Source organism: Pseudomonas simiae (assembly GCF_900111895.1).
In the GTDB taxonomy this organism is placed as follows: Bacteria; Pseudomonadota; Gammaproteobacteria; order Pseudomonadales; family Pseudomonadaceae; genus Aquipseudomonas; species Aquipseudomonas simiae.
The window spans coordinates 115,816-130,708 of the sequence record NZ_FOKB01000009.1; the positions used below are offsets into that span (position 1 = coordinate 115,816).

Sequence of the window (14,893 nt, forward strand, 5' to 3'; positions counted from 1 at the left end):
GGCTTCGATCCAGACAATGGATAATCCTGCCTCATCAACACACTTGGTTCATTTCGATGCAATACGCTTATCCCTTGCTGGCCATTTTCATCTGGGCTGGCAACACCGTCGTCAACAAGCTGGCCGTGGGCGCGCTGTTCCCTGCAGAAATCGGCTTTTACCGCTGGTTGCTGGCGGCGCTGCTGTTTACACCGTTCATGATCAAGCCGGTGATCGCCAACTGGGCGCTGATCCGCCCGAACCTGGGCAAGGTATTCATCCTCGGCGTGCTGGGCATGGCGGTGTACCAGAGCCTGGCGTACTACGCCGCGTCGCTGACCACGGCGACCAACATGGGGATCATCCTGTCGTTGATGCCGTTGATGGCGCTGACGGCGGCGATCATCAGCCTGGGCCAGCGCCTGACCTACGGCGCGCTGACCGGTGCCGTGCTGTCATTTGCCGGCGTCGTGGTGGTGGTCTCCGCCGGCAGCCTCGACGCATTGCTGCAACACGGGGTCAACCTGGGTGACGGCATGATGCTGGTCGCGACACTGGCCTACGCGGTCTACAGCACCCTGCTGAAAAAATGGCAGCTGCGCCTGCCGCCGTTGGTGTTGCTGTATCTGCAGGTGCTGGTGGCGGTGGTGGTGCTGTTCCCGCTGTTCCTGTTCTCCGCGAAAGCGGGCCTTGGCTGGGCGAACATTCCGTTGGTGCTGTATGCGTGCCTGCTGGCCTCGATGTTGGCGCCACTGGCGTGGATGCATTCGGTGAAGACCTTGGGCCCGAGCCGCACCACGCTGTTTTTCAACTTGCTGCCGTTGATCACTGCATTGATCGCCGCCGTAGTGTTGAAGGAAGAGTTGGCGCTGTATCACTTGGTGGGCGGTTTGCTGACCTTGGGCGGGGTGATTCTGTCGGAGCGCTGGACCACCCCGGTGCGCTAAACCCCGGCAGCCTTCAAGCGCCGGGCATGCTCGACAAACAGTCGGATAGGCTCGGCGCCCTTGCCCACCAGGCCCAGGGACTGGTTGACGATATCGAAGTGGTCCAGGGCGTAGTCATCGCCGATCACCCATCCCAGGTGCGAGCTGTAGCGTCCGACCATGCCGTCGCACTGACCCTTTTCACGCACAAAGCTGCGGGCGAACAGGCGGCAACTGCGGTGGGTGCCATCGAACAGGTTGCGACCACGGTCAGTGATGCCCGGCTGCAAAGTGCCGGACCACGAGTAATAACGCACGCCGTTGACCTCTTCTGCCCCCTGCCCACCCCATGTCTGTGGCAACCCCTGTGGATAGTGCTGATTGAACAGCGCCACGCCCGCACTCGTCAGCGAATGATGGGAGGCCTGCAAGTCCGCCTTGAAGCGCGGCCCGCGATAGCCGGTCTCCAACACGCCCATCACCCAGGCGACCAGGTGAAACAGCGCGCTCATGATCCGCCCCTTCACGCCGTCCACTGGGTAATTGAGATGAATGTGGTCCGCCAGCTCGGAGCCATGGTTGGGCCCGGCCACCGACGTGACCGACGCCACCCACTCCGGGCGCTTGGCCGCCGCATACCGCGCGGTGAGCGCGCCCTGGCTGTGACCGATCAGGTTGACCTTGTCGGCCCCCGTTTCACGGCGGATGCGCTCGATCTGCACCAGCAATTGCTCGCCACGTACCTCACTGGAGTCCAGCGGCGCCACCTGCACAGGAAACACCTGTGCGCCACCCGCCTGTAGCGCCGGGACGATGCCGTACCAATAGGGAAACCAAACGAGGCGCACGAACCCGAGCATGCCGGGGACCAGCACCAAGGGGTAACGCGTGGCAAGGGATTGCGGCATGGAGCAGGCGTCCAGGGCGATGGAAGTAATAGGTCCATCCTAGATCAACCGACGTGACCACCCCATGACATCCGGGCTTTTTAGAAGTGCCCAGCCAGGTCATGCAACTGGCGCTCGGCGTCGGCATAGGCACGTTGGAATACGCTCTTGTCCGACTCTTCACCTTCGGCAGCAATCACCCGCACATCCTCGATACCGATATAGCCCAGTACCGTGCGCAGGTGCGGGTCGGCATGGTTCATCCATTCAAACTCGCCACCCGGACCAAAGCCATTGCCGCCCCGGCTGGTGATGATGAGTGCACGTTTGCCCTGGAGCAAAGGCTGATACTGCGCGATGCCCTGGCTGTCTTGAGTGATATCAAAGGTCAGGCCCATGCGCACGATCTGATCAATCCAGGCCTTGAGGCCGCTGGGCACGCCGAAGTTGTACAGGGGCATGGAAATCACCAGGATTTCGTGGTCAATCAACTCTGCGACCAGTTCATCGCTCAGTTGCAGGTCGGCCTTCATCACCTTGGGCATGGATTGCGGTTCGGGGTAGAAATTCGCCGCGACGAACGCTTCGCTGACGTGAGGAATCGACGCTCGACCCACTTCGCGCCGCGTGACCTGCGCGCCAGGGTTGGCGGCCTGCCACACGTCGAGAAAGGATTCGGCCAGGCGCCGCGAGTGGGAACGTTCGCCACGGGGGCTGGCGTGGATAACTAGCATTTTTTTCATCTGTATGACCTTCGCGAGTTAGACTCAGACGGTCTGGATAGCCGTCGTTCTTAAGCGCAAATCTAGAGTCGCTGGGTACTTCCGACAAATGAGCAATAGTTGATCCGGATGAATCCATTTCATCCATGGAGCTGAAATGTTTGCCTCGCTACCCCTCACCGCGCTGCGCACCTTTGAATCGGCGTCGCGCCTGCTCAGTTTCAAGGCTGCCGCCCAGGAACTGTCGGTCACACCCACGGCGGTCTCCCACCAGATCCGCAGCCTGGAAACCTGGCTGGGGGTGCCGCTGTTCGAACGTCTGCCACGCCAGGTGCGCCTGACGGAGTGTGGCGAACGGCTGTTCCACAGCGTGCACGGTGCCCTGCTGGACGTGGCGCAAAGCCTCGACACCCTGCGCCCGCAACGCAGCACCGGGCACCTCACCGTATCCACCACGCCAGCCTTCGCCGCCTTATGGCTGGTGCCACGGTTGGGACGGTTTTACGCCGCACACCCTGGTATCAACCTGCGCCTGGATACGCAGTGTGAAGTCGTCGACTTGCAGCAAGATGCCAGCGTCGATCTGGTGATCCGCTATAGCCTCGATGACTACCCCAACCTCTATGGTTTGTGCTTGTTCGATGAATCTTTTGCGGTATACGGCTCCCCCGAGCAGGTGGTGCTGGCCCAAACGCAAGCTCCCACACTGATCAGCGTGCGCTGGCACAACTCCAAGCTCTACGCGCTGGGCTGGCAAGCCTGGTGCGAGAAGGCTGGGGAACGCTGGTTGCGGGACGCGCCGATATTGCGCGAATACGACGAAGAGCACTACGCGCTGCAAGCAGCCATCGCCGGTCAGGGCCTGGTCCTGGCCAGCAACATTCTGGTATCGGAAAGTCTGGCTTCGGGGTTACTGGTGCCTTACCGGCCCCGGATCAGCGTGGACGGGGCGGGTTACAGCGCGTTGTGCGTACCGGGCCGCGAGCGCCATCCGCCAGTGCGAGCATTCTTCCAGTGGATGCAGGAGGAAGTCAGGCTGTCCGGTCACGCCTTGTAAAATCCGATAAAACTTTTTGTGTTGCGCGGGACTCACAACTTGGAGCGATCACGCCGGCAGAGCGTGGCGCAAAACCGGATTAGTACCAGGAGATTGAGATGACCGAAGCAAACTTGACTGACGTTGCGACCCTGCGCAGCCGCGCCCGCCAGAACGTCGAGAACGGTGCCGTGACCGAAGGCTACGATGCCGACCGCGAAGAAATCATTCGCCTGCTGAACGCCTCGCTGGCCACCGAGCTGGTCTGCGTACTGCGCTACAAGCGCCACTACTTCATGGCCAGTGGCATCAAGGCTGCAGTGGCCGCGCAGGAGTTCCTTGAGCACGCCACCCAGGAAGCCGAACACGCCGACAAACTCGCCGAGCGTATCGTGCAGTTGGGCGGCGAGCCGGAGTTCAACCCGGACCTGCTGTCGAAAAACTCCCACGCGCAATACGTGGCCGGCAAGGACCTCAAGGAAATGGTCTACGAAGACCTGGTCGCCGAGCGGATTGCCGTCGACAGCTACCGCGAAATCATCCAGTACATCGGTGATAAGGACCCAACCACGCGCCGTCTGTTTGAAGAAATCCTGGCTCAGGAAGAAGAGCACGCCGACGACATGGCGGATATTCTCGAAAGCCTGTAGGCCACCCTCGATAGGCGCCGCCAAAAAAGCCCCAAGGGGAGCGACCGCTCCTACTTGGGGCTTTTTTATACGCAATCACTGCGATAGAAACGGGCATCTACCTGTTAGCGTTGACAGTAGACGAGTTACCGTCAACAGGGCTAATGGATATTTCCCTTCAGGCTCCTGCATATCAGACGCGATTTTCATCCCTACCGGAGGCTAGCCTTTTACTGTTTTCGGCGCCTTGCCTTCCTTCATCTGCTGCAGCAACGGCGCGCACTCATTCGGCTCACCACCGCTCGGCGCGACCAATGCCAGCAACCCGGCCGCCGGGCCGGCAACCACACCCAGCGCAACCATGCCCGCCCCCCGCAATGCCAGCGGAATGGCTTTCACACCCGCATTGGGCTTGATGAACGGCCCGTTGACGTACAGCGGTGAGCGCAGGGAGAACAGGCGGAAGCCTTTGGATTCCGGATTGATGGTCAGGTCCAACTGTTCCGTGGCCATGTTCGCCGTGCCCTCGATGTAAATGATGGCGTTCTCGGTATCGAACACAAACAAACGCGTGGTCGCCAGGCCTGTCTTGATACCGAAGTCCGCCGCCGCGCAGTTGATCTTCACTTCCTTGTCGCCAAACAGGCGGCCCACCACGTAGTTGCCCACGTTGAGCCCGGCGATTTCCATCAGGCCACGGCTAATGGCGCCGTCGTTGATCAGCATCTTCAGGTCACCGTTTGAGGTGCCCAGGAGTGCCGCCACGGAGTTGCCACGCCCGGAAATGTCGGCATCGCCGTTGAGTTCACCGAAGCTGGTTTTCATCGGTTCGAAGGTCGGGAACAGCTGCTTGAGCTTGAAGTTGCGCGCAGTGAGTTTGGCGCGACCTTCCATTGGCGTGATACGGCCGTTGAGGCGAATCTGCGCATCCAGCTTGCCGCCGGCGACGCCGAAACGCAGGGGTTCGAGGCTCAGCTCGCCATCATTGAGCACCAGGTGGGTGTAGAGGTCGGTGAAGGGCAAATCGGCACTGTGCACGATGCGCTTGCCGGTGAACTCCACATCGGCATCCATGACACGCCAGCGCTCGGTGCGGAACTCTTCCACCGGCAACACTTTGGTCGCCGGCTGTTTGCTGTCACCGCCACGGGCTTTTTGTTTGGCGTTGGAGTCGGCGCCGATCAGCGGTGCGAGGTCGGTCATCAGCAGTTGGTTGGACACCAAGGCGCCACTGAGCTTGGGCCGTGGCTGGCTGGCGACGTAGGCGAGGTTGCCGTGGATGTCGCTGTTGCCGATCTTGCCGTTGAAATTTTCATAGCGGAACGAAGCGCCGTTGGGCTCGTGCAGCTTGGCGATGAGATGACCGTCGGTGGAATAGGCTGGCGAATCTGGCAGGGTCACGCCGGTCAGTGGGTAGAGATTGCCCAGACTGGAACCGGCGAGTTTCAGGCGCAGGTCGAGCGCGCCGAGGTTCATCGGGTCGGTCAGCGTGCCGGCCAGGGCGATGCGGGTGTCGCCAATGTTGACCTGGGCTTGCAGCGGGAACGGCTTGGCCGCGTCCTGCAGGGCCAGCAGGCCACCGATCTTGCCGCTGCCGTCGAGCTTCTGGCCGTGGTACTGACCTTTGACCTTGAGGCCGAACGCATAGTCCTGCGGGGCGGAGCCTTTTTCCAAGGCCTTCTTGGCATCAGCGTCGCCGACGATTTCGCCGAAGGGAATGGGTTTGCCCAGCGGGTCGATGATCACATCCAATTGAGTCTTGAGAGTCTGGTCGTCGAGGGTCACGTGGCCCTTATCGAAGCCGATGGCACCGATGTCCACCACCCAGTTGGAAGGCGCGGCGTTTGGGTCCTTGGGGTCGAACTTGAAGGTCCAGTTGGCGCGGCCATCGCTCAGGCGCTGCAATTGCGCGCTCGGCTCGGTGAGATCGATACGCGGGATCACCACACGCTGCACCAGCAACGCCAGGGGAGAAATGCGCAGTTCCACCTTCTTGAGGGTGACCATCTGCGGGTTCTTCGACCAGTCCGGGTTGCCCAAGGTCAGGTCTTCGGCAATCACATGAGGCCATGGCACCCAGGCGCGCCAGCCGTCTTCATCGGGTTCACGCGCCCACACCACCGCCAGGTTGCCGTTGATGGCAAATGGCCGATGCAGTTCTTCAGAAACCTTGGCATTGAGGGGCGGCTTGATGCGGTTCCAGTCAAAGAACACCAGGACCAACACCGCCACAGCGATTAACAGAGCGAAGCTGGCGCAGCTCCAAGCGACAATTTTACGAGTGCGCGTCATTGCACAGGACTCCTGAATACGACTGGCTGGGTGACAGCCTTTTAAGACAGTTTATAGAACTCCGACTGGCAAACCGCCTGGGGGTTTAACCCAATCCCCGATTTGCCTGGAAAAACCTCAATTTCTGACCAACTCGACAGATTCGGCCTACGACGGCGCACCATTGTTACCCACGAACGTGTCGAAAATACCCACCCCGGTGCAAAACCGCGTGCTTGAGAGGCCCGTTCTAGAGCCTCCGCCTAGAACAATCAATTCTGTTGATTATTACCATTGTGTTTATGAACTTTTATATCGACTTATCGAGAGTAGCATTAGCCCTGTACCCACTTTATCGCCCTCCCAAGGAGCAACCCATCATGAAACGCCAACTACTCGCTACCGCCCTGTTATCTATCCTGGCTTCCAGTGCCTTCGCCCTGCCAGCCGCCGAACAGGCCACACCCCAAGTCAAAGCTGACGCCATTCATTTCAGCCAGACCGTCGCTCGCAGCGGTTCGCAAGAAGACGAGAACCGTGACTACGCCAAAGGCGCTGTCGCTGAAAATGGTTCGGAACACGCCAACAAACGCGCTTACACCGAAGGCCTGACCGAAAACGGCCGCAACCGCCTGGAAGAAAAAGGCCTGGTTGAAGGTGGTGCTGATCGCCTGCTGGAGCGCAATGCTGTTGCCGAAGGTGGCCGTGATCGCCTGGAACAGAAAGGTCTGGTCGAAGGCGGTGCAGAACAAGCCAACAAACGCGCCTACACCGAAGGCGTTGCTGAAGGCGGTGCTGACCGTCTGCAAGAACTGCATCAAGCACAGAGCTAACCCCGTGGTGGCCGAGAAAAAAGCCCGATCTGTCGATCGGGCTTTTGCTTTCCTGTAGATCGCGTCACGCCCTTCCCCGCCAAGTTCGACGCCAACAGAACTGTTTTGCTAGAGTGCGTCGCTGTACTCGCCGACAAAGCCCGCCCGCCCATGCTGCCCCGCGCCGAACAGAAGCAACAGACCCGCCTCGCCCTGATGGACGCAGCCCGCCATCTGATGGAGTGTGGCCGTGGGTTTGGCAGCCTGAGCCTGCGCGAAGTGGCAAAAACGGCTGGTATCGTGCCCACCGGTTTCTATCGGCATTTTGCCGACATGGACCAATTGGGACTCGTGCTAGTGAGTGAAGTCGGCCAGACCTTCCGCGCCACGATCCGTCTGGTGCGCCACAACGAATTCGTGATGGGCGGCATTATCGATGCCTCCGTGCGGATCTTTCTCGACGTGGTCTCGGCCAACCGTTCGCAATTCCTGTTCCTGGCCCGCGAGCAATACGGCGGCTGCCTGGCGGTGCGCCAGGCGATCGGTGCATTGCGTGAAGACATCACCCGCGACCTGGCGGCCGACCTGACGCTCATGCCAAAACTGCAGCACCTGGATGCCGAAGGTCTGCATGTGATGGCCGACCTGATCGTCAAAAGTGTGTTCGCCACCCTTCCCGACATCATCGACCCACCGGCCCAGGCGCTGCCTGAACACCTCACGCCCCAGGCAAAAATCACCCAGCAATTGCGCTTTATCTTTATCGGCTTGAAGCACTGGCAGGGTTTGGGCAGCACCGAGTAAAGCCATCACCCTGCCGTGTGGAAACGCTTGGCGGTGGTGTAATTCTTGTTCCAGTAGCTGTTGCTCAATGAGTCGATGCGGATGTGCTTGCCTGCGCGGGGTGAATGGATAAATTTGCCCTCGCCTATATAAAGGCCCACATGGCTGACTTGTCCGCCCCCATTTCCTTTGAAAAACACCGCATCACCCGCCTTGAGCGCATTGCGCCTGATAGTGGCTGCTGTTGACCGCTGCATGGCCGCAGTGGTGCGCGGTAACTGGATATTGGCTTCGGTCTTGAACAGATAGACCAGCAGGCTGCTGCAATCAAAACCCTGGTCCGCCGAGGTGCCACCCCACTTGTAAGGCGTACCCAGCAGTTCGTGGGCGCGGTCGACCACATCCTCGATAGACGCTTGCTTCAGCGAAGTGCTGAAGGACGGATGGGACTTCAAATTCGCGGAAGCCGATGAAAGCGCGAGAGATAGGCTGACAATAACCAGGCAACAAAATGATTTGAACATGATGAACGTCGCAGTGAATTAAACACGGCGCACAGCCTAATGATCTCGCAGGTAAGGTGATGAACGCCGATTCCCCATAACGTGTAGGGAAAATCCGAAAATGCCCATCACGCGTGCAACACGCAACATTGCGCACCACTTTGGCGCACGTCGAGCATTTTTCCTCGCCCTGTTTAGTGGCATGCCGCGCTTGCCTACAGGCAATTCCTACTCCCCATCGAGGTTGGCAAGCCCCTTGCTCTAGCTGCTTCATCGCTCATAGCTGGAAGCTTCCTGATGCTGGTGATCCACCGCCGAATCGCCCCCCAAGCCCTCTGGGCCGCCGAGTTGCTGCTGAACTTCGAAGCCCGCAGCAAAAGCCGCCTGCGCTGTTTCAGTGCCGACGGTGAAGACGTCGGCCTTTTCCTGGAGCGCGGCCAGCCACCGCTGCACGATGGCGAATTCCTACAGGCCGAGGACGGACGAGTCGTACGCGTGTGCGCCCGGCCTGAACACCTGCTGCACGTCACCTGCAGCAGCGCATTTGAACTGACGCGTGCGGCGTATCACCTGGGTAACCGCCATGTGGCATTGCAGGTCGGCGATGGCTGGTTGCGCCTGCTCGATGACTATGTGCTCAAGGCCATGCTCGAACAACTGGGCGCGCAGACGGCAACCATCGAGGCGCCGTTCCAGCCGGAACATGGCGCCTACGGCGGCGGACACCACCACTCGCGCCATGGCGATGAAGATTTCAACTACCCGCCCAAGCTGCACCAGTTCGGCGTGCGTCTATGAACCCAGCCTGGGCGCTGTTGCGTCTGGCCAGTCCGCAATTGCCGATTGGCGGCTACAGCTATTCCCAGGGCCTGGAAATGGCGGTGGAGAACGGTCGCGTCAGCGATGCTGCCAGTGCGCGACGCTGGATCAGCGATCAGTTGCTGCTCAACCTGGCGCGCTTTGAAGCCCCGGTGTTGCTCGCCCACTGCCAAGCGGCGGTCGATGCTGACTGGCCGCGTCTGACCCAGCTGTGCGAGGCACATCGCGCCAGCCGTGAGACCCGCGAGCTGTATCAAGAGAGCCGGCAGATGGGCTACTCCCTGCAACAACTGCTCAACGGCCTGCCGGAACTGGATGAAGCCGCCCGTGCCGTCCTTCAAGCGTGCTCCGAACCGCATTTGGCGTTGGGCTGGGCCCTGGCCGCACGCGCCTGGCACATCAGCCCCGCCGATGCCCTCGCCGCCTGGCTGTGGAGCTGGCTGGAAAACCAATTGGCCGTGCTAATGAAAACCTTGCCCCTCGGCCAGCAAGCCGCCCAGCGCCTGACCAGCGAATTGCTGCCGTTGCTGCAACAAGCCCAGCAGGACGCCAGTCGCATCGACCCCCACCATTTCGGCAGCGCCGCGTTCGGCCTGTCCCTGGCATGCATGGCCCACGAGCGCCAGTACAGCCGCCTATTCCGTTCCTAGGAGAAAAGCACATATGAACACCCAACCTTTGCGTGTCGGTATCGGCGGCCCGGTGGGCTCCGGCAAGACGGCCCTGACCCTGGCCTTGTGCCTCGCGCTGCGTGATCGCTACAACTTGGCGGTGGTCACCAACGACATCTACACCCGCGAAGATGCGGACTTCCTGGTGCGCAACCAGGCCCTCGCGCCGGAGCGCATCATCGGCGTGGAAACCGGCGGCTGCCCGCACACGGCGATCCGCGAAGACGCCTCGATCAACCTGGAAGCCGTCGACCAGCTCAACCGCCGCTTCCCTGGACTCGACCTGATCCTGGTGGAGTCCGGCGGCGACAACCTCTCGGCCACCTTCAGCCCGGAGCTGTCGGACCTGACCATCTACGTGATCGACGTGTCCGCCGGCGACAAGCTGCCACGCAAGGGCGGACCTGGCATCTGCAAATCCGACCTGCTGGTGATCAACAAGATCGACCTGGCGCCCTTGGTCGGCGCGTCGCTGGAGCTGATGAACAGCGACACCACCCGCATGCGCAACGGCAAACCCTTTGTGTTCAGCAACCAGAAAACCGGTGTCGGCCTGGAGGACATCGTCGCCTTCATCGAACGCCAAGGCTTGCTGACCGCCGCCTGATCAACCCTTAAGGAACCTGTCCATGAGCCTCAAGAAACTCTTCACCGCCGCCCTGCTGCTGGCCCCAGCCCTGGCCTTCGCTCACCCTGGCCATGGCGACAACGGCCTGGTGGCCGGTATCAGCCACCCCCTGAGTGGCATCGACCACTTGCTGGCCATGGTGGCGGTCGGTTTGTGGGCCGCCCAACAAAAAGGCGCAGCGCGCTGGGCACTGCCGTGCACCTTTGTCGGCACCATGCTGATCGGCGGCGTGCTGGGTTTTGAAGGCTTGGCGTTGCCGGCGCTGGAAAGCGGGATTGCGGCGTCGGTGCTGGCCCTGGGCCTGGCGGTAGCGCTGGCGGTGCGTCCGCCGTTGTTTATGGCGGTGGGGGCGACGGCGTTGTTCGCACTGTTCCACGGTGTGGCGCATGGTTTGGAGCTGCCGGACATGTCCAGCCCTTGGGCGTATGCAGCCGGGTTTGTCGGTGCAACCGCGGTGCTGCACGCGGCCGGTTATGCGGTGGTGCGCTTTCTGCCGGCGGCAGCGGCGCCGTTGGTGCGGATTGCCGGGGCAGCTTCGGCGGCGACTGGGGTTTGGTTGCTCGCTGGCTGATTTGCAGCGCTGCTGAAGGCTCCTTCGCGAGCAAGCCCGCTCCCACAGTTGACCGAGTACATCCTTGAAATACGGTCCAGATGTGGGAGGGGGCTTGCCCCCGATAGCGGTAGACCAGACACCACCGAACCCAAGCCTGATACCATGCGCGCCTACACCCCTGCCGTGACGACGCCAGCCAATGCCCAGCGCTTCCCAACCCTCCTTGAACACCGTGCTTTCGCACTTCCACAGCCTGATCGTGCCGCTCTGGCAAGGTCCGGGCTGGAATGCCGAACTGGCATTGCCCTATGAGGCGCTCGACGCCGATCATCGCCCTCTGCCCCCGCAACGCTACCGCGCCATGGCCTGCGCCCGGCAGTTGTACCTGTTTGCCAGCCTAATCGACGAGCCCGGCGCTGCCTTCGCGCAAGAGCGTGCAGCGGCACTGTTCCGGTCCCTGCAACGGCACTTCCACGACGCCGAGCACGGCGGCTGGTTCTACAGCATCGACCCGTCCGGCCAGCCGCTGGACAAGCGCAAAGACCTCTACACCCACGCCTTCATCATCTTTGCCTGCGCCCATTACTGGGCCAAGGTGCGTGAGCCGTTGGTGGAATCGGTGCTCAATGCCGCTCTGGAAGTCGTTGCCAAACGGTTTTCCACAGGCGACGGCCTGTACGAGGCCGTATTGGAGCGCAACTGGTCATCGCTCAAGTCCGGCCCGCTGCAAAACCCGCTGATGCACTTGGCCGAAGCGTTCCTTGCCACCCTCGCGGTACGAGCAGACGCCGAGGTGCAAGCCGCCCTGCTGGCGCTGGCGACGGCCATGCAGCAGCGTTTCATCGACCGCCAGCACGGCGTGATGATGGAAAAACCGCTGGGCGCTGTGGATAACTGGTTCGAGCCGGGGCACCAGTTCGAATGGTTCTTTTTGCTGGAGTCTTCGGAAGTGCTCCGGGGTACGCCGCTGCATGCGTCCCTGACCCGGGCTTTCGCCTACGCGGAACTCAAGGGTGTGGATAACGTCAGCGGTGCGGTCAGCGGCATGTTGGCGCTAGACGGCACGGTCCGCGACGGCACCCAGCGTATCTGGGCCCAGGCCGAGTACCTGCGGGCACTGACCTTGCGGCCGGACAGCGAAGCGCTGCTGCAACGCCAATTGCTGGCGTTGCAACAGCACTTCCTGCATGCAAAAGGCTGGAATGAATGCCTGGATGCCAAGGGCGTCGTGAGCCGACGGGACATGCCGTCGACCACGCCATATCACTTGGCGACCTGCTACCAGGGCCTTATGCAATCCACTTGCGATCTCCGGTAAAGCTGATCGTCAGCCAGCGCGCCGCATCCGGCGTGCCGAGCCCTGTGGATATCTCTTCACGCAGCCCGTCCAGGGTCGCAACGTTATCCACCGGGTAATCCGCCGGCAACACCACATGTATCTCGATAAACCGTGCCCGTCCGTGCTTTTGCACGTAGGACACATAGTCGTCAAAACCATGCCTGGCCTGGGCCGCATCCATCACTTCGCGCACCTTGTCGTCCAACTGGTCCGGAGCGATCCCCAGTACCTCGCGCAAGGCCGGGCGCAGGATCTTGAACGCTGGCGCCAGCATGCTCAAGGCCAGCAGGATCAGGATCAATGGGTCGACATACACCGCCCACTCGCCATAGCCTTGGGACTTGAGCAACAGTGCCGCGAGGAAACTGATCAGCAAGCCCACCGACAGCATCGCGTCCACCAGCCAGCTGATGTTGTCGAACTGGATCAGCGATGATTTCAGCTGGCGATTGCGATAACGCACGTAGAAGAAGTAGGCGAACTCGACGACGGTAAACACCGCCGCGTAGATGATCACCAGCCCCAACTCGATCTCGCGGCCGCCATTGATAATGCCGAACACGCCGTTGAGGAACGCATAGATGGCGATCAGCAACAGGAAACTGCCTTCGATCAGCAGCACCATGGGCTCCAGATGCCAATAGCCGAACTGGAAACGTTCGTTGCTTTTCTTCGCGATCAGCTTGGCCGTGATCAACATCAACACCTTGATGGCGGTGGCGATCAGCGAGAAAAACCCGTCGAACAGAATGGATTGGGCGCCGGATACCACACCCGTGACAATCCCGGCGATCGCGACTGCGAACATCAGGATGGTCGATTGTTTGAGCAGTGCCTGCTCACCTCGGTTACTCACATTTCCTCCCGTCAAAACCTTAAATCCGCACGGTGCGGAGGGGTTTTACCGGGTGGAGTGTACCTTATGTCGTGTTTTGGCCGATTTGGCGCCATCGCCGGCAAGCCAGCTCCCACCTTTGACTGTGTGAATACGCTCAAATGTGGAGTTGGCTTGCCGGCGATGCGGGCGAAGCGGTCTTAAGCCTTGGCCCCACGCTCGATCGCAAAGCCAGCCCAGGTCTGGCTCACCGGCATCAACTCCAACCGGTTGATGTTCACATGCGCTGGCGTATTCATGACCCAGAAGATCGTGTCTGCAATATCCTGCGGCTGGATCGGCTCGGCCCCCGCATAAGTCGCGTCATACCGCGCCTGGTCACCGCCAAAACGCACCAGCGAGAACTCGCTCTCGCACAAGCCCGGTTCGATATTGGTTACCCGCACGCCAGTACCTTGCAGGTCACAGCGCAGGTTCAGTGAGAACTGCTTAACGAACGCCTTGGAGCCACCGTATACGTGGCTGCCCGGATACGGGTAATTGCCAGCAATCGAGCCCAGGTTAATGATACCCGCGCCACGACCGTGAGCGATCAAGCGAGGCAGCAGCAGGTTGGTGGTGGTCAGCAGGCCCTTGATGTTGGTGTCGACCATGGTTTCCCAATCATCGAGGTTGCACTTGGGCGCAGGGTCGGTGCCTACGGCCAGGCCGGCGTTGTTGATCAGCCCGCGCAGCGTGGCGAACGACGGCGGCAGGTTGGCGATCGCGTCTTCCATGCCTTTGCGATCCCGTACGTCCACCACCAGGCCGTGCACTTCGGTTTGCTTGGAAAGCTCTTCGACCAGCGCATTCAAACGCTCGGCACGACGGCCGGTGAGCACCAGTTTCCAGCCGGCTTCGGCAAAACGACGGGCGCAGGCTTCGCCGAAACCTGAGGTTGCGCCAGTAATAAACAGCGTGTCGGACATGGTGTTCTCCTTGCGGGCATCGGGAAAAAATCAGCCAGCAGAATGCCCTTACGCCGCGATTGCGGCAACCGCTAAGCACACAACTTGACACTGGACTGATCACTTTTTAACCATGTCACGCAAAGCCCTACAGACCGTGGCTTGTAGCCATATGCGCGCAGGTTATCCACAACTGCGCCCACAGTCTTTGGGGGCAACTACACAATGCTTCAGGCCTCTATTCATAAGGGCTACAGACGGTTTTAGAAAGTTTTTTGCTTGACCTTGGCCGGGGCGTATGTAGGCCCGTCGCCCCTCGAAAAACAGAACGATGGCTCCAGGCCAGTCATTCCGGCCTCTGCGGCCGTCTTTCCAGAGTTTAGTCACAGACTTATCCACAGGCTGGCGAGACATATTTCGGTCATATACCTGTGTCTATAAACAGGTTGACAAAGACCTCTACCGGTTGCCAAAAACCAGCTGATCAAAAAACAACCGTCGCGCTACAAGCCACGCGGTTATTGGCTTTCAGCCAGCTACTCCCACGTTACCC

At 60.6% G+C, this 14,893-nt stretch carries 16 protein-coding genes; 10 read left to right on the forward strand and 6 right to left on the reverse strand.

The window, feature by feature from the left end:
- Positions 1-56: 56 nt before the first annotated feature.
- Positions 57-926, forward strand: coding sequence for a DMT family transporter (locus BMZ57_RS24070; protein ID WP_010213549.1), 870 nt, complete (start codon positions 57-59; stop codon positions 924-926).
- Here the strand turns inward: BMZ57_RS24070 and BMZ57_RS24075 are convergent.
- Positions 923-1,813, reverse strand: coding sequence for an esterase/lipase family protein (locus tag BMZ57_RS24075; protein ID WP_010213550.1), 891 nt, complete (start codon positions 1,811-1,813; stop codon positions 923-925). The genes BMZ57_RS24070 and BMZ57_RS24075 overlap by 4 nt on opposite strands.
- A gap of 80 nt (positions 1,814-1,893) precedes the next feature.
- On the reverse strand, positions 1,894-2,535 hold the full coding sequence (locus BMZ57_RS24080) for an FMN-dependent NADH-azoreductase (protein WP_021493231.1): 642 nt from the start codon (positions 2,533-2,535) through the stop codon (positions 1,894-1,896).
- A 136-nt stretch (positions 2,536-2,671) separates the two neighbouring features.
- Here BMZ57_RS24080 and BMZ57_RS24085 point away from each other — a divergent pair, with 136 nt between their 5' ends.
- Positions 2,672-3,571, forward strand: a complete 900-nt coding sequence (locus BMZ57_RS24085) for a LysR substrate-binding domain-containing protein (RefSeq protein ID WP_021493232.1) — start codon at positions 2,672-2,674, stop codon at positions 3,569-3,571.
- Positions 3,572-3,669: 98 nt separating this feature from the next.
- A complete protein-coding gene (locus BMZ57_RS24090) occupies positions 3,670-4,200 on the forward strand; it encodes a ferritin-like domain-containing protein (protein ID WP_010213553.1) in 531 nt (176 codons plus the stop codon).
- A 201-nt stretch (positions 4,201-4,401) separates the two neighbouring features.
- Here the strand turns inward: BMZ57_RS24090 and BMZ57_RS24095 are convergent, their stop codons facing one another.
- Positions 4,402-6,471: an AsmA family protein gene (locus tag BMZ57_RS24095; RefSeq protein ID WP_069672799.1), complete on the reverse strand. Its 2,070-nt coding sequence runs from the start codon at positions 6,469-6,471 to the stop codon at positions 4,402-4,404.
- A gap of 359 nt (positions 6,472-6,830) precedes the next feature.
- Between BMZ57_RS24095 and BMZ57_RS24100 the strand changes: the two genes are divergently transcribed.
- Both BMZ57_RS24100 and BMZ57_RS24105 read left to right on the forward strand, forming a co-directional pair.
- Positions 6,831-7,283 (forward strand): hypothetical protein, encoded by a 453-nt coding sequence (locus BMZ57_RS24100; protein ID WP_010213556.1) that lies wholly within the window; start codon positions 6,831-6,833, stop codon positions 7,281-7,283.
- 150 nt (positions 7,284-7,433) lie between these two features.
- A complete protein-coding gene (locus BMZ57_RS24105) occupies positions 7,434-8,066 on the forward strand; it encodes a TetR family transcriptional regulator (RefSeq protein WP_010213557.1) in 633 nt (210 codons plus the stop codon).
- 5 nt (positions 8,067-8,071) lie between these two features.
- On the opposite strand, the gene BMZ57_RS24110 is transcribed toward BMZ57_RS24105, so the two are convergent.
- Entirely contained in the window at positions 8,072-8,569 is a 498-nt protein-coding gene (locus BMZ57_RS24110) for a C40 family peptidase (protein WP_021493234.1), read from the reverse strand.
- 276 nt (positions 8,570-8,845) lie between these two features.
- On the opposite strand from BMZ57_RS24110, the gene ureE reads away from it, so the two are divergent.
- The 5 genes from ureE to BMZ57_RS24135 all read left to right on the forward strand — a co-directional run bounded on the left by ureE (position 8,846) and on the right by BMZ57_RS24135 (position 12,537).
- Entirely contained in the window at positions 8,846-9,346 is a 501-nt protein-coding gene (gene ureE, locus BMZ57_RS24115) for an urease accessory protein UreE (protein ID WP_010213559.1), read from the forward strand.
- A complete protein-coding gene (locus tag BMZ57_RS24120) occupies positions 9,343-10,017 on the forward strand; it encodes an urease accessory protein UreF (protein WP_010213560.1) in 675 nt (224 codons plus the stop codon). Before ureE ends, BMZ57_RS24120 begins: the two co-directional genes overlap by 4 nt.
- Positions 10,018-10,030: 13 nt before the next feature.
- Positions 10,031-10,645, forward strand: coding sequence for an urease accessory protein UreG (gene ureG / locus BMZ57_RS24125; protein ID WP_010213562.1), 615 nt, complete (start codon positions 10,031-10,033; stop codon positions 10,643-10,645).
- A gap of 22 nt (positions 10,646-10,667) precedes the next feature.
- The gene (locus BMZ57_RS24130; protein ID WP_069672800.1) at positions 10,668-11,237 is read left to right on the forward strand and encodes a HupE/UreJ family protein; all 570 of its coding nucleotides are present in this window, start codon (positions 10,668-10,670) and stop codon (positions 11,235-11,237) included.
- A gap of 181 nt (positions 11,238-11,418) precedes the next feature.
- Positions 11,419-12,537, forward strand: a complete 1,119-nt coding sequence (locus BMZ57_RS24135; RefSeq protein WP_069672801.1) for an AGE family epimerase/isomerase — start codon at positions 11,419-11,421, stop codon at positions 12,535-12,537.
- Here the strand turns inward: BMZ57_RS24135 and BMZ57_RS24140 are convergent.
- Together BMZ57_RS24140 and BMZ57_RS24145 are read right to left on the reverse strand one after the other, a co-directional pair.
- On the reverse strand, positions 12,509-13,414 hold the full coding sequence (locus BMZ57_RS24140; RefSeq protein ID WP_021493237.1) for a cation diffusion facilitator family transporter: 906 nt from the start codon (positions 13,412-13,414) through the stop codon (positions 12,509-12,511). The two genes, BMZ57_RS24135 and BMZ57_RS24140, sit on opposite strands and share 29 nt — an antisense overlap.
- A 179-nt stretch (positions 13,415-13,593) precedes the next feature.
- Positions 13,594-14,361 carry an SDR family oxidoreductase gene (locus BMZ57_RS24145; protein WP_010213568.1) on the reverse strand — a complete coding sequence of 256 codons (768 nt, stop codon included), beginning with the start codon at positions 14,359-14,361 and terminating at the stop codon, positions 13,594-13,596.
- Between the last annotated feature and the right edge of the window lie 532 nt (positions 14,362-14,893).

Bases quoted from the DNA above. Each gene is read 5' to 3' on its own strand.
- BMZ57_RS24070 (WP_010213549.1), top strand. From the start codon at position 57: ATGCAATACGCTTATCCCTTGCTGGCCATTTTCATCTGGGCTGGCAAC.
- BMZ57_RS24075 (WP_010213550.1), bottom strand. From the start codon at position 1,813: ATGCCGCAATCCCTTGCCACGCGTTACCCCTTGGTGCTGGTCCCCGGC.
- BMZ57_RS24080 (WP_021493231.1), bottom strand. From the start codon at position 2,535: ATGAAAAAAATGCTAGTTATCCACGCCAGCCCCCGTGGCGAACGTTCC.
- BMZ57_RS24085 (WP_021493232.1), top strand. From the start codon at position 2,672: ATGTTTGCCTCGCTACCCCTCACCGCGCTGCGCACCTTTGAATCGGCG.
- BMZ57_RS24090 (WP_010213553.1), top strand. From the start codon at position 3,670: ATGACCGAAGCAAACTTGACTGACGTTGCGACCCTGCGCAGCCGCGCC.
- BMZ57_RS24095 (WP_069672799.1), bottom strand. From the start codon at position 6,471: ATGACGCGCACTCGTAAAATTGTCGCTTGGAGCTGCGCCAGCTTCGCT.
- BMZ57_RS24100 (WP_010213556.1), top strand. From the start codon at position 6,831: ATGAAACGCCAACTACTCGCTACCGCCCTGTTATCTATCCTGGCTTCC.
- BMZ57_RS24105 (WP_010213557.1), top strand. From the start codon at position 7,434: ATGCTGCCCCGCGCCGAACAGAAGCAACAGACCCGCCTCGCCCTGATG.
- BMZ57_RS24110 (WP_021493234.1), bottom strand. From the start codon at position 8,569: ATGTTCAAATCATTTTGTTGCCTGGTTATTGTCAGCCTATCTCTCGCG.
- ureE (WP_010213559.1), top strand. From the start codon at position 8,846: ATGCTGGTGATCCACCGCCGAATCGCCCCCCAAGCCCTCTGGGCCGCC.
- BMZ57_RS24120 (WP_010213560.1), top strand. From the start codon at position 9,343: ATGAACCCAGCCTGGGCGCTGTTGCGTCTGGCCAGTCCGCAATTGCCG.
- ureG (WP_010213562.1), top strand. From the start codon at position 10,031: ATGAACACCCAACCTTTGCGTGTCGGTATCGGCGGCCCGGTGGGCTCC.
- BMZ57_RS24130 (WP_069672800.1), top strand. From the start codon at position 10,668: ATGAGCCTCAAGAAACTCTTCACCGCCGCCCTGCTGCTGGCCCCAGCC.
- BMZ57_RS24135 (WP_069672801.1), top strand. From the start codon at position 11,419: ATGCCCAGCGCTTCCCAACCCTCCTTGAACACCGTGCTTTCGCACTTC.
- BMZ57_RS24145 (WP_010213568.1), bottom strand. From the start codon at position 14,361: ATGTCCGACACGCTGTTTATTACTGGCGCAACCTCAGGTTTCGGCGAA.